Origin of the sequence: Ollibium composti (assembly GCF_004801285.1) — a bacterium.
Taxonomy (GTDB): domain Bacteria; phylum Pseudomonadota; class Alphaproteobacteria; order Rhizobiales; family Rhizobiaceae; genus Mesorhizobium; species Mesorhizobium composti.
In genome coordinates, this window is record NZ_SSNY01000003.1 from 154929 (window position 1) to 168045 (window position 13117).

19 protein-coding genes are annotated in these 13117 nt (G+C 64.2%); all 19 read left to right on the top strand.

Features of this window, described 5'->3' with window-relative positions; translation table 11 throughout:
* Positions 1-3 precede the first annotated feature (3 nt).
* The 19 genes from rpsQ (at position 4) to E6C48_RS06700 (ending at position 13100) form a co-directional block, all read left to right on the top strand.
* Entirely contained in the window at positions 4-258 is a 255-nt protein-coding gene (gene rpsQ / locus E6C48_RS06610) for a 30S ribosomal protein S17 (protein WP_136355321.1), read from the top strand.
* A 71-nt stretch (positions 259-329) separates the two neighbouring features.
* Positions 330-698 (top strand): 50S ribosomal protein L14, encoded by a 369-nt coding sequence (gene rplN / locus E6C48_RS06615; protein ID WP_024924768.1) that lies wholly within the window; start codon positions 330-332, stop codon positions 696-698.
* A 12-nt stretch (positions 699-710) separates the two neighbouring features.
* Entirely contained in the window at positions 711-1025 is a 315-nt protein-coding gene (gene rplX / locus E6C48_RS06620) for a 50S ribosomal protein L24 (protein WP_136355323.1), read from the top strand.
* Positions 1018-1590: a 50S ribosomal protein L5 gene (gene rplE, locus E6C48_RS06625; protein ID WP_136355325.1), complete on the top strand. Its 573-nt coding sequence runs from the start codon at positions 1018-1020 to the stop codon at positions 1588-1590. The genes rplX and rplE overlap by 8 nt, the downstream gene beginning before the upstream one ends.
* Before the next feature lie 27 nt (positions 1591-1617).
* Positions 1618-1923 (top strand): 30S ribosomal protein S14, encoded by a 306-nt coding sequence (rpsN, locus tag E6C48_RS06630; protein ID WP_136355327.1) that lies wholly within the window; start codon positions 1618-1620, stop codon positions 1921-1923.
* Positions 1924-1935: 12 nt separating this feature from the next.
* Positions 1936-2334, top strand: a complete 399-nt coding sequence (gene rpsH / locus E6C48_RS06635) for a 30S ribosomal protein S8 (protein WP_136355329.1) — start codon at positions 1936-1938, stop codon at positions 2332-2334.
* A gap of 37 nt (positions 2335-2371) precedes the next feature.
* A complete protein-coding gene (rplF, locus tag E6C48_RS06640) occupies positions 2372-2905 on the top strand; it encodes a 50S ribosomal protein L6 (RefSeq protein WP_136355331.1) in 534 nt (177 codons plus the stop codon).
* A gap of 165 nt (positions 2906-3070) precedes the next feature.
* Positions 3071-3430 carry a 50S ribosomal protein L18 gene (gene rplR / locus E6C48_RS06645; RefSeq protein WP_136355333.1) on the top strand — a complete coding sequence of 120 codons (360 nt, stop codon included), beginning with the start codon at positions 3071-3073 and terminating at the stop codon, positions 3428-3430.
* Positions 3431-3579: 149 nt separating this feature from the next.
* Positions 3580-4149, top strand: coding sequence for a 30S ribosomal protein S5 (rpsE, locus tag E6C48_RS06650; RefSeq protein ID WP_136355335.1), 570 nt, complete (start codon positions 3580-3582; stop codon positions 4147-4149).
* Positions 4150-4167: 18 nt separating this feature from the next.
* Positions 4168-4365 carry a 50S ribosomal protein L30 gene (gene rpmD, locus E6C48_RS06655; RefSeq protein WP_136355337.1) on the top strand — a complete coding sequence of 66 codons (198 nt, stop codon included), beginning with the start codon at positions 4168-4170 and terminating at the stop codon, positions 4363-4365.
* A gap of 21 nt (positions 4366-4386) precedes the next feature.
* Positions 4387-4860 (top strand): 50S ribosomal protein L15, encoded by a 474-nt coding sequence (rplO, locus tag E6C48_RS06660; protein WP_136355339.1) that lies wholly within the window; start codon positions 4387-4389, stop codon positions 4858-4860.
* Positions 4861-5113: 253 nt separating this feature from the next.
* Positions 5114-6454 (top strand): preprotein translocase subunit SecY, encoded by a 1341-nt coding sequence (gene secY / locus E6C48_RS06665; RefSeq protein WP_136355341.1) that lies wholly within the window; start codon positions 5114-5116, stop codon positions 6452-6454.
* A complete protein-coding gene (locus tag E6C48_RS06670; protein ID WP_136355343.1) occupies positions 6451-7035 on the top strand; it encodes an adenylate kinase in 585 nt (194 codons plus the stop codon). The genes secY and E6C48_RS06670 overlap by 4 nt, the downstream gene beginning before the upstream one ends.
* Before the next feature lie 202 nt (positions 7036-7237).
* A complete protein-coding gene (gene rpsM / locus E6C48_RS06675) occupies positions 7238-7606 on the top strand; it encodes a 30S ribosomal protein S13 (protein WP_136355345.1) in 369 nt (122 codons plus the stop codon).
* A gap of 142 nt (positions 7607-7748) precedes the next feature.
* Complete coding sequence (rpsK, locus tag E6C48_RS06680) at positions 7749-8138, top strand: 30S ribosomal protein S11 (protein WP_136355348.1); 390 nt, start codon at positions 7749-7751, stop codon at positions 8136-8138.
* Positions 8139-8243: 105 nt separating this feature from the next.
* The gene (locus E6C48_RS06685; RefSeq protein WP_136355351.1) at positions 8244-9254 is read left to right on the top strand and encodes a DNA-directed RNA polymerase subunit alpha; all 1011 of its coding nucleotides are present in this window, start codon (positions 8244-8246) and stop codon (positions 9252-9254) included.
* Between the two features lie 162 nt (positions 9255-9416).
* On the top strand, positions 9417-9842 hold the full coding sequence (gene rplQ / locus E6C48_RS06690) for a 50S ribosomal protein L17 (protein ID WP_136355353.1): 426 nt from the start codon (positions 9417-9419) through the stop codon (positions 9840-9842).
* A 184-nt stretch (positions 9843-10026) separates the two neighbouring features.
* The gene (phoA, locus tag E6C48_RS06695; RefSeq protein WP_136355354.1) at positions 10027-11481 is read left to right on the top strand and encodes an alkaline phosphatase; all 1455 of its coding nucleotides are present in this window, start codon (positions 10027-10029) and stop codon (positions 11479-11481) included.
* Positions 11482-11612: 131 nt separating this feature from the next.
* Positions 11613-13100 (top strand): DegQ family serine endoprotease, encoded by a 1488-nt coding sequence (locus E6C48_RS06700; RefSeq protein ID WP_136355356.1) that lies wholly within the window; start codon positions 11613-11615, stop codon positions 13098-13100.
* The last annotated feature ends 17 nt before the right edge of the window (positions 13101-13117 follow it).

Sequence of the window (13117 nt, forward strand, 5' to 3'; positions counted from 1 at the left end):
ACCATGCCGAAGCGCATCCTGCAGGGCACCGTCGTCAGCGACAAGAACGAGAAGACCGTCGTGGTCAAGGTCGAGCGTCGCTTCACCCACCCGGTGATGAAGAAGACCGTGCGTATGTCGAAGAAGTACAAGGCGCACGACGAGAACAACGCCCACAAGGTCGGCGACATCGTGTTCATTCAGGAATCGGCGCCGATCTCGAAGGACAAGCGCTGGGTGGTCGTCACCGCCGAGCAGGCCGAACAGGCCCAGGCGTAACGAACGAATTTTGGACAGACCGGGGAAGGGCGATGCGCCCGTCCCGATAGAAAAGAAGAAGGCGGCCAGTCATGATTCAGATGCAAACTAACCTGGACGTTGCCGACAATTCCGGCGCGCGCCGTGTCATGTGCATCAAGGTGCTGGGCGGCTCGAAGCGGAAGTATGCCTCCGTCGGCGACATCATCGTGGTGTCGATCAAGGAAGCCATTCCGCGCGGCCGCGTGAAGAAGGGCGACGTGATGAAGGCCGTGGTGGTTCGTACCGCCAAGGACATCCGCCGCCCCGACGGCAGCGTGATCCGTTTCGACAAGAACGCGGCCGTTCTCGTCGACAACAAGAAAGAGCCGGTGGGCACGCGTATCTTCGGCCCGGTTCCGCGCGAGCTTCGCGCCAAGAACCACATGAAGATCATCTCGCTGGCCCCCGAAGTGCTGTAAGGAGCCGGACAAATGCAGAAGATCCGTAAGGGCGACAAGGTCGTCGTGCTTGCCGGCAAGGACAAGGGCCGCTCCGGCGAAGTCGTGTCCGTGCAGCCGAAGGAAGACACCGCGATCGTTCGCGGCATCAACATCGTGGTCCGCCACCAGCGTCAGACCCAGTCGCAGGAAGGCGGCCTCATTCGCAAGGAAGCGCCGATCCATCTTTCGAACCTTGCTGTTGCCGACCCCAAGGACGGCAAGCCGACCCGCGTCGGCTTCAAGTTCGAGAAGGACGGCAAGAAGGTGCGCTTCGCCAAGCGCTCGGGAGAAACGATCAATGGCTAAGGCAGCGCAGGCAGAAGCCAACAACACGCCGCGCCTGAAGAAGGTCTACAACGAGACCATCCGCAAGGCGCTGCAGGAGCAGTTCAAGTACGACAACGAGATGCAGATCCCGCGTCTCGACAAGATCGTGCTGAACATGGGCGTCGGCGAAGCGACGGGCGATTCCAAGAAGCCTACGGTCGCCGCCGAGGACCTGTCGCAGATCGCCGGCCAGAAGGCCGTGGTGACCCGCGCGCGCAAGTCCATCGCCACCTTCAAGGTGCGCGAGAACATGCCGATCGGCACCAAGGTGACCCTGCGCGCCGAGCGCATGTACGAGTTCCTCGACCGCCTGGTCAACATCGCGCTGCCGCGCGTTCGCGACTTCCGCGGCCTGAACCCGAAGAGCTTCGACGGCCGTGGCAACTACGCCATGGGCATCAAGGAGCACATCGTGTTCCCGGAGATCAACTATGACAAGGTCGATCAGATCTGGGGCATGGACATCATCGTTTGTACGACTGCGAAGACGGACGACGAGGCCAGGGCGTTGCTCAAGGCCTTCAACTTCCCCTTCCGCCAGTAACGGCAGCGAGCAAAGGAAAAATCTGAAATGGCAAAGACCAGCTCAGTTGAGAAGAACAATCGGCGGCGCAAGCTCGTCGCCCAGTACGCTGCCAAGCGTGCGGCGCTCAAGGCCATCGTCATGGATCAGTCCAAGCCGATGGACGAGCGTTTCCGTGCCCAGTTGAAGCTTTCGGCGCTGCCGCGCAACTCGGCCAAGATCCGCATCCGCAACCGCTGCGAAGTGACCGGCCGTCCGCGCGCCTACTATCGCAAGCTCGGCCTGTCGCGTATCGCGCTTCGCGATCTGGGCAATACCGGGCAGGTTCCGGGCCTGGTCAAGTCGAGCTGGTAAGGAGGACACGATATGTCATTGAGCGATCCTCTCGGCGATATGCTGACCCGCATCCGCAACGCCTACGGCCGTAAGAAGTCGAGCGTTTCGACCCCGGCCTCGCGTCTGCGCGCCCGCGTTCTCGACGTGCTGAAGGCGGAAGGCTACATCCGTGACTACAGCCAGACCGATTTCGACAACGGCAAGTCCGAGATCGAGATCGAGCTGAAGTATTTCGACGGCAATCCGGTGGTGCGCGAGATTTCCCGCGTCTCCAAGCCCGGCCGCCGCGTCTATGTTTCGGCCAAGTCCATCCCGCACGTCGCCAACGGCCTCGGCATCGCCATCCTTTCGACGCCGAAGGGCGTGATGGCCGATCATGAAGCCCGCGAGCAGAACGTCGGCGGCGAAGTGCTCTGCCAGATCGTCTGATCTAGAAGAGCGAACTGTAAGAAGCGAGGAGACGAAGATGTCTCGTATTGGAAAGAAACCCGTCGCGGTGCCGCAGGGCGTGACCGCTTCGGTGAACGGCCAGACCGTCTCGGCCAAGGGGCCGAAGGGCGAGCTGAAGTTCGTCGTCAACGACGAGGTTCTGGTGAAGCTGGAGGACGGCAACATCTCCGTCCAGCCGCGTGACGATTCCAAGGACGCGCGCTCCAAGTGGGGCATGTCGCGCACGCAGATCGTCAACATCCTGACCGGCGTGAAGGACGGCTTCGAAAAGAAGCTCGAGATCACCGGCGTCGGCTATCGCGCCGCCATGCAGGGCAAGGACCTGCAGCTTGCGCTCGGCTTCTCGCACGACGTCGTCTACAAGACGCCGGCCGGCATCACCATCTCGACGCCGAAGCCGACCGAGATCAGCGTCGTCGGCATCGACAAGCAGCAGGTTGGCCAGGTCGCCGCCGAGATCCGCGAATATCGCGGCCCCGAGCCCTACAAGGGCAAGGGCGTGCGCTATGCCGGCGAGCGCATCGTGCGCAAGGAAGGCAAGAAGAAGTAATTTAGGGCAATAAGGCAGTAGGGCATTAGGGCAATAAGTTTGGGCAACATACTGCCCTACTGCCTTACCCACCTACTGCCCTACAACTCAACGCCACGGGGAATTGTCGCGGGAGCCAGGCTACCGCACACGGCAAACCCCGGTTTATGAAGGCAGGAACAGACCATGGCAGACAAGGCCACAACCCAGAAGCGCGCGCAGCGCATCCGCCGCCAGATCAAGAAGGTCGCCGGCGACCGCCCGCGTCTTTCGGTGCACCGCACCTCCAAGAACATCTACGCCCAGGTGATCGACGACGCGAAGGGCCACACGCTGGCCGCCGCCTCGACACTGGAGAAGGATTTCAAGGCCGGTAAGAAGACGGGCGCCGACAGCGCCGCTGCCGCCGCGATCGGCAAGCTGGTCGCCGAGCGCGCGGTCAAGGCCGGCGTCAAGGAGGTCGTGTTCGACCGTGGTGCCTACATCTATCACGGCCGCGTCAAGGCGCTGGCCGAAGCGGCCCGCGAGGGTGGCCTGAGCTTCTAAAACCGCTTCTGCAACGGTTGCGGCAAAAAAGTTGCTGACTTTTGCGCCGGGATCGTTCACAGGAAGCGCGATTTCGCCGCCGGCGGCCCGAAAACGGGGCGCCGGCATTTCAGCAGCCAGTGCTACCGGAAAAGAACAAGGACTAGGATATGGCACAGGAACCCAGGGAACGCGGCCGCGATCGTGGCCGTGACCGCGAGGAGCGCGACGACGGCATCGTCGACAAGCTCGTTCACATCAACCGCGTCGCCAAGGTGGTCAAGGGTGGCCGTCGCTTCGGCTTCGCCGCCCTCGTCGTCGTCGGCGACCAGAAGGGCCGCGTCGGCTTCGGCCACGGCAAGGCGCGCGAAGTGCCGGAAGCCATCCGCAAGGCGACCGAGTCGGCCAAGCGCGACATGATCTTCGTGCCGCTGCGTTCCGGCCGCACGCTGCATCATGACGTGGAAGGCCGCTGGGGCGCCGGCAAGGTGCTGCTGCGCGCCGCCAAGCCCGGTACCGGCATCATCGCCGGTGGCCCGATGCGCGCCGTCTTCGAGACGCTCGGCATGCACGACGTCGTCGCCAAGTCGATGGGCTCGTCGAACCCCTACAACATGGTTCGCGCCACCTTCGACGCGCTCAAGAGCCAGATGCATCCCAAGGATGTGGCTGCTGCGCGCGGCATCAAGTATTCGACCCTTCAGGCCCGCCGCGGCACCGCCGTTGCGGCTGAAGAGTAAGCTGGAAGGACCACGAAAATGGCCAAGAAAGCTGCCAAGACCATCACCGTCGAGCAGATCGGCTCGCCGATCCGCCGGCCGAAGGAACAGCGTGCCACGCTGGTCGGCCTCGGCCTGAACAAGATGCACAAGCGGCGCACGCTGGAGGACACGCCTTCGGTGCGCGGCATGATCGCCGCCGTTTCGCACCTCGTCCGCGTCGTCGACGAGGCCTGATAGGCGCGCAGGAGAAAGACCATGAAACTCAACGATCTGCGTGACAACGAAGGCGCGACCCATTCCAAGAAACGTCTCGGCCGTGGCATCGGCTCGGGCTCCGGCAAGACCGGCGGCCGCGGCGTCAAGGGCCAGAAGTCCCGCTCCGGCGTCGCCATCAACGGCTTCGAGGGCGGCCAGATGCCGCTCTACCGCCGTCTGCCGAAGCGCGGCTTCAACAACATCTTCGCGAAGCACTTCGTGACGGTGTCGCTGGCCCGCATCCAGGCCGCGATCGACGCCAAGAAGCTCGACGCCAAGGAAACGGTCAATGCCGAGGCGCTGGTCAAGGCCGGCGTCATCCGCCGCGTCAAGGACGGCGTTCGCATCCTTTCCGACGGCGAACTGAAGGCCAAGGTCGCCTTCGACGTTGCCGGCGCTTCCAAGGCCGCTCTCGAGAAGATCGAGAAGGCCGGCGGCTCCGTCAAGCTGCCCGAGAAGGCGGCCGCCGAGTAAGCGCCGGGGGTAGGGCGCCTGGCGCCCCGATCCGTCCCGTAAACGAGCGGCCGCGTCAGTGCGGCCGCTTGCATATTCGGGACTGCGAGCTTATCTCGGTTTCGCGCGTCGCCTGATCGGGCGCCTTTGCAGCGAGACCTAGAGCAATTTCAGGACAAGCGGGAACCGGTTTTCCGCCCGGAATTGCGAGAAAACAAAAGCGAGCGTTTCCGCGCTTCGAAGGAAGCGGAGATGCCCCGGCGGAGAATCAGGCATGGCTTCGGCTGCTGAACAACTTGCTTCCAATCTGAATTTCGCCACCTTCGCCAAGGCCGAGGAACTCAAGAAGCGTATCTGGTTCACGCTCGGCGCGATGCTGGTCTACCGGCTCGGCACATACATTCCGCTGCCGGGCATCAACCCGGAAGCCTTCGCCCAGGCCTTCAAGCAGCAGAGCGGCGGCGTGCTGGGCATGTTCAACATGTTCGCCGGCGGCGCCGTCGAGCGCATGGCGATCTTCGCGCTGGGCGTCATGCCCTACATTTCCGCCTCCATCATCATGCAGTTGATGACCTCGGTCATTCCCTCGCTCGAAGCCTTGAAGAAGGAAGGCGAACAGGGCCGCAAGATCATCAACCAGTACACCCGCTACGGCACCGTGCTGCTCGCCATCGTCCAGTCCTACGGCATTGCGGTGGGCCTGCAGAGCGGCAACAACATGGTCATCCATCCCGGCCTGTTCTTCCAGCTTTCCACGGTCATCAGCCTGACCGGCGGCACCATGTTCCTGATGTGGCTCGGCGAGCAGGTCACCGCCCGCGGCATCGGCAACGGCGTGTCGCTGATCATCATGGCAGGCATCATTGCCGGCATGCCGCGCGCGCTCGGCGCCACACTGGAGATGGGCCGTACCGGCTCGCTGTCGACCGGCTTGATCCTGGCCATCATCGTGCTCGCCGTCGTCGTCGTGGCGCTGATCGTCTTCTTCGAGCGCGCCCAGCGCCGGCTGCTGATCCAGTATCCGAAGCGCCAGGTCGGCAACCGCATGTTCCAGGGCGACACCTCGCACTTGCCGCTGAAGCTCAACACCTCGGGCGTCATCCCGCCGATCTTCGCGTCTTCGCTGCTGCTCCTGCCGGCGACGCTGGCCGGCTTCTCCAACACCACCAACATGCCGGGCTGGGCGAACACGATCCTGGCCGCGCTCGGCCACGGCCAGCCGCTCTACATGCTCTTCTACGGCGGCATGATCGCCTTCTTCACCTTCTTCTACACGGCCATCGTGTTCAATCCGAAGGAGACGGCCGACCAGCTCAAGAAGCATTCCGGCTTCATCCCCGGCTATCGTCCGGGCGAGCGCACGGCCGACTACATCGACTACGTGCTCACCCGCATCACGGTTGTCGGCGCCATCTATCTGGTCGCCGTCTGTCTGCTGCCCGAATACCTGATCGCCGCAACTGGGATACCGTTCTACCTTGGTGGCACTTCGCTTCTGATCGTCGTCAGTGTAACGCTCGATACGGTCGCGCAGATCCAGGGGCACCTGATCGCGCACCAGTACGAAGGTCTGATCAAGAAGTCGAAGTTGCGCGGGGGTAAGAGAGGCAGATGAGGTTGATATTGCTTGGCCCGCCGGGAGCGGGCAAGGGGACGCAGGCACAGCGCATCGTCGAGAGAAACGGTGTGCCGCAACTCTCCACCGGCGACATGCTGCGCGCGGCGGTGAAGAACGGCACCGAGGTCGGCAAGCGCGCCAAGGCGGTGATGGATGCCGGCGAACTGGTGTCGGACGCCATCGTCAACGCCATCGTCGCCGAGCGGATCGACCAGCCCGATTGCGCGGGCGGCTTCATCCTCGACGGCTATCCGCGCACACTGCCGCAGGCCGATGCGGTGGAAGCGATGTTGGCCGAGCGCGGCCTCAAGCTCGACGCCGTGGTCGAACTGGTCGTCGACGACAAGGCGCTCGTCGGCCGGATCGTGAAGCGGGCGAAGGACGCCGAGGCGGCCGGGCAGCCGGTGCGCAAGGACGACAATCCGGAGGTGTTCGAGGAACGCCTGCGCGAATATTACAAGAAGACCGCCCCGCTCATCGGCTACTACTACGCCAAGGGCAGCCTGAAGAGCGTCGACGGCATGGCTGACATCGATGCGGTGACCCGTCAGATCGAAGGCGTTCTCGCCGGCGCCTGACCTGAAAATCGAAGACCGCCCTTGACGGGGAGGCCGCCGTGGCGTATGGCGGCCCGTCTCCCGATCAGGCACGAGGCTTGCTTGTCCGCACGGACGAGGCAAGACGGCTTTGAACTGGAACCCCCGCAAGGGCCGGGCTCCACCGGACGCGGGACATCTTGGATAGCGCCAGCTTTGCTGGCCCATATGGAGAAGAGAGAAAATGGCCCGTATAGCCGGCGTCAACATCCCGACCAACAAGCGCGTCGTCATCGCGCTCCAGTACATTCACGGCATCGGCAAGAAGTTTGCCCAGGAGATCGTCGACAAGGTCGGCATCCCCGCCGAGCGCCGCGTCAACCAGCTCACCGACGCCGAGGTGCTCGCCATCCGCGAGACCATCGACCGCGACTACCAGGTCGAAGGTGACTTGCGCCGCGAAGTCTCGATGAACATCAAGCGGCTGATGGATTTGGGCAGCTACCGCGGCCTGCGTCACCGCCGCTCGCTGCCGGTCCGCGGCCAGCGCACGCACACCAACGCCCGCACCCGCAAGGGCCCGGCGAAGGCGATCGCGGGCAAGAAGAAGTAATTTAGGGGAATAAGGGAATAGGGGAGTAAGGCAATAGGTTTGGGTTCGCCCTATTCCCATATTGCCCTATTCCCTTACTCCCTCTCCCCAAGGTGTAGCCGCTGGAACTACGGCGGCGTAGAGATCGACTGAAAGGAAAGACATGGCCAAGGAAGCCACCCGCGTTCGCCGCCGCGAACGCAAGAACATTTCGTCGGGCGTCGCCCACGTCAATTCGACCTTCAACAACACCATGATCACCATCTCCGACGCGCAGGGCAATGCGATTGCCTGGTCGTCGGCCGGTGCGCAGGGTTTCAAGGGTTCGCGCAAGTCGACTCCGTTCGCCGCCCAGATGGCTGCCGAGGACGTCGCCAAGAAGGCGCAGGAACACGGCATGCGCACCCTCGAGGTCGAGGTCTGCGGTCCGGGTTCGGGGCGTGAATCGGCGCTGCGCGCGCTGCAGGCGGCCGGCTTCATGATCACCTCGATCCGCGACGTGACGCCGATCCCGCACAATGGCTGCCGCCCGCGCAAGAAGCGGCGCGTCTAACAAGAATAAAGGTCCGTATCGGCGCCCGCGAACAACGGGCGCCTTTGCGGTTTCCAGGTCGCCCGCCACGATTGGATGGTGGCGGGGAAACGGAAGGAAGGCAACATGATCCAGAAAAACTGGCAGGACCTGATCAAGCCGAACAAGATCGAGTTCTCCTCCAAGAACAAGACGCTGACCACGCTGGTCGCCGAACCGCTCGAGCGCGGCTTCGGCCTGACGCTCGGCAACGCGCTCAGGCGCGTGCTTCTGTCGTCGCTGCGCGGTGCCGCCGTCACCGCCGTCCAGATCGACGGCGTGCTGCACGAGTTCTCCTCCATCGCCGGCGTGCGTGAGGACGTCACCGACATCGTCCTCAACATCAAGGAAATCGCCATCAAGATGGAAGGCGACGGGCCGAAGCGCATGGTCGTGCGCAAGCAGGGTCCGGGCGCCGTCACCGCCGGCGACATCCAGACCGTGGGCGACGTCGAGATCCTCAACCCCGACCACGTCATCTGCACGCTGGACGAGGGCGCGGAAATCCGCATGGAGTTCACCGTCGACACCGGCAAGGGCTATGTGCCGGCCGAGCGCAACCGCGCCGAGGACGCGCCGATCGGCCTGATCCCGGTCGACTCGCTCTATTCGCCGGTCAAGAAGGTGTCCTACAAGGTCGAGAACACCCGCCACGGCGAGGAACTCGACAAGGACAAGCTGACCATGTCGATCGAGACCGACGGTTCGATCTCGGGCGAGGACGCGGTGGCTTTCGCCGCCCGCATCCTGCAGGATCAGCTCGGCCTGTTCGTCAACTTCGAGGAGCCGCACAAGGAAGTCGCCACCGAGGCCGTCACCGAGCTCGCCTTCAACCCGGCGCTGCTCAAGAAGGTGGACGAGCTGGAGCTGTCGGTTCGTTCGGCCAACTGCCTGAAGAACGACAACATCGTCTACATCGGCGACCTGATCCAGAAGACCGAGGCGGAGATGCTGCGCACCCCGAACTTCGGCCGCAAGTCGCTGAACGAGATCAAGGAAGTGCTCGCGGCAATGGGCCTGCACCTCGGCATGGAAGTGCCGGACTGGCCGCCGGAGAACATCGAAGACCTCGCCAAGCGTTACGAAGACCAGTACTGAACAGAAGCATTTCCAGCAAAAGTGCAACGCGGTTTTGCGTCCGGAAATGCGGCATAGAAGTAAATAGAACATGGTGCCAAGGACCGGTTCGCCGGTCCGACGGCCATGTGGAAAACCATCAGAGGCCGTGGCCTCTTGAACAATTGAAGAAGGAAAAGACCCATGCGCCACGGTTTCCAGGGCCGCCGCTTCTCCCGCAGCCAGAGCCATCGGAAGGCGATGTTCGCCAACCTCGCCGTCTCGCTCATCGAGCATGAGCAGATCGTCACCACCCTGCCGAAGGCGAAGGACCTGCGTCCCATCGTCGAGAAGCTGGTGACGCTCGGCAAGCGCGGCGACCTGCACGCCCGCCGCCAAGTGATCGCCCAGATCGGCAACGAGGGCGTCGTCAAGCGCCTGTTCGACACCATCGCGCCGCGTTATGCGGAGCGTCACGGCGGCTACCTGCGCATCATGAAGGCCGGCTTCCGCCAGGGCGACAACGCCCCGATGGCCGTCATCGAGTTCGTCGACCGCGACACGTCCGCCAAGGGCGCCGTCGACCGCGCCCGCCTCGAGGCGGAAGGCACGGAGGAAGCCGCGGCCTGACAGGCGCGGTCTTTAACAGAACGGATCAAGGGGCCTTCGGGCCCCTTTTTCGTTGCGCCCGTTGCACCGATGCCGGCTGTGCATCGTCATGGCCCTTTAATCGCATCGTCATCGCACGGTCATGCGTTTGGAACAGAAGGGGAGAGCAAAGAGCGATCCCCAACCCGTTCGAAGGAAAATCCTCATGACCAGACATTCGCGCATTTCTCTGCTGGCCACCGTTGCCGCCGCGACCTTACTCGCCTCCGGCGCCAGCCAGGCGCAGGATGCTGCCGACGCCTATCTCCAGCGCGCCGCCAAGGGCGACATAACCCAGCCCGGCGGCGCCCGCCGGCTTAACGGCGACGCCACCGCTGCCTTGCAAGCCATGATCAACGACGGCGAGGTGAAGAACGTCATCCTGTTCATCGGCGACGGCATGGGCGATTCCGAGATCACCGTGGCGCGCAACTATGCCGAAGGTGCCGGCGGCTTCTTCAAGGGCATCGACGCCCTGCCGATCACCGGCCAGTACACCCACTATGCGCTCGACAAGGAAACCGCCAAGCCGAGCTACGTCACCGATTCGGCCGCTTCCGGCACCGCTTGGGCAACCGGCGTGAAGACCTACAACGGCGCCGTCGGCGTCGATGTCCACGGCAAGCCGCACAAGACGCTGATCGAGCTTGCCAAGGCGGCGGGGCTCGCCACCGGCGACGTCTCCACCGCCGAAATCCAGGATGCCACGCCGGCCGTGCTGCTCGCCCATGTCGCGCAGCGCAAGTGCTACGGGCCGAAGGCCACCGCGGAAAAATGCCCGGCCGACGCGCTGGAGAACGGCGGCCTCGGCTCCATCTCCGAACAGCTCCTGAACACCCGCGCCGACGTCGTGCTGGGTGGCGGCGCCAAGAGCTTCGGCGAGGTCGCCAGGGCCGGCGACTGGAAGGACAAGACCCTGCTCGACCAGGCCAGGGAGCGCGGCTTTGCCGTCGTGATGAACGCGGACGAACTGGCCGCCGTCACGGTGGCCAATCAGGACAAGCCGGTGCTCGGCCTGTTCTCGGAAGGCAACATGCCGGTGCGCTGGAAGGGCCCCAAGGCCGCTCACTACGGCAACATCGACCAGCCGGCCATAACCTGCGAGCCCAACGCCGAGCGCGCCGCCTCGGTGCCGACGCTGGCGGCGATGACCAACAAGGCGATCGATCTGCTGAAAACCAACGACAAGGGCTTCTTCCTGCAGGTCGAGGGCGCCTCCATCGACAAGCAGGACCACGCGGCCAACCCCTGCGGCCAGATCGGCGAGACGGTCGATCTCGACGAGGCCGTGCAGGTCGGACTGGAGTTCGCCAAGACCAACGGCAAGACGCTGGTCATCGTTACCGCCGACCACGCCCACGCCAGCCAGATCATCCCGAACGGCGTGAAGGCGCCCGGCCTCACCCAGGCGCTCAACACCAAGGACGGCACGGTGATGACGGTGACCTACGGGAACTCCGAGGAAGCGGACGACCAGGAACACACCGGCGCGCAACTCCGCGTCGCCGCCTTCGGTCCGCATGCCGCCAATTTCGCCGGCCTGACCGACCAGACGGACATGTTCTACACCATCTCCGATGCGCTGAAGCTCCAGCCCGAGCAGCGCGCCGACGCGCAGTAAGCCGGTTTCCCAGGACGTCGGCCTATCTGGCCGGCGCTTCCTTAGCGGGGCCGCACAGAGATTGCTCTGTGCGGCCTTTCATTTTGCACAATCGTCGCGACAATGGCGCCGGACCGTTGGAGGATTCGTTCATGCGCGCCAGAAGGCCGATGCTCTATCTCGCCTGTGCCCTGATGGCGGCTTTTGCCGCGCTGACGGTCGGCCGCGCGGTGGCTGAGGACAAGAACAACGAACCCGGCCTGACCGAGGTGCTGACCGACCTGCTGCACGGTGCCGAAGGCGACGACGCCACCGCCGGCCCCGACCGCCGTGTGCCCTTCGGGCGCGAGGAGGTGCAGCTTTCCTTCGCTCCGCTGGTCAAGCAGACCGCGCCGGCCGTGGTCAACGTCTATGCCTCGCAGACCGCCAAGGTGGTTTCGCCCTTCGAGGGCGACCCATTCTTCGAGCAGTTCTTCGGCCGTTCGCAGCCGCGCGCCCAGTCGTCGCTGGGCTCCGGCGTGCTGGTCGACCCGAGCGGCATCATCGTCACCAATTTCCACGTCATCAAGGGCGCCGACGAGGTCAAGGTCGCGACTTCCGACGGCCGCGAATTCACCTCCAAGATTCTCCTGAAGGACGAGACGCTCGACCTCGCCGTGCTCAAGATCGAATCGGACAAGCCGTTCCCGACGGTGCCCATCGGCGATTCCGACGCGCTGCAGGTCGGCGATCTGGTGCTGGCCATCGGCAATCCCTTCGGCGTCGGCCAGACGACCACCAGCGGCATCGTCTCGGCGCTGGCACGCACCCACATCGGCATTTCCGATTCCGGCTTCTTCATCCAGACCGACGCAGCCATCAATCCCGGCAATTCCGGCGGCGCGCTCATCAACATGGCGGGCCAGCTGATCGGCATCAACACCGCCATCTTCAGCCGCAGCGGCGGCTCCATCGGCATCGGCTTCGCCATTCCCTCCAACATGGTGCACGCCTTCGTCGAGGCGGCGAAGGCCGGCCGTGACTTCTTCGAGCGGCCCTATATCGGCGCCACCTTCGACCTCGTGACGCCGCAGATCGCCGAATCGCTCGGCATGGACAAGCCCTATGGCGCGCTGGTTTCGGCGGTGGAGCCGAACGGTCCTTCGCAGAAGGCCGGTTTGAAGCCGGGCGATGTCGTTCTCACCTTCAACGGCACCGCGCTGGAGAACGTCGACGCGCTGGGCTACCGCCTGGCGACGCAGCCGATCGGCGCCACCGCGCAACTGGGCATCCTCACCAAGGGCGAGCAGAAGACGGTCGACGTTGCGCTGGAGCGCGCGCCCGAAGGCGCTGCTTCCACGCAGGTGGTGCTGCGCGGCCGCAGCCCCTTCGCCGGCGCCAAAGTGGCGCTCCTGTCGCCCAGGCTTGCCCAGCGCCTCGGCATGAACGCTGACGTGAAGGGCGTCACCGTCGTCGATGTCGATCCCAATTCGCCGGCCGCCGATTTCGGCTTCCAGCCGGGCGACATCGTGCGCGAGGTCAACGGCGCGACCATCGACAGCGCCCAGAAGCTGGAACAGGCCGTCGCGCAGAACACCCGCTGGTGGCGCTTCACCGTCGAACGCAACGGCCAGCTCCTGCGTCAGGTGCTGCGCTACTGATCCGGCTTGTGGGCTCT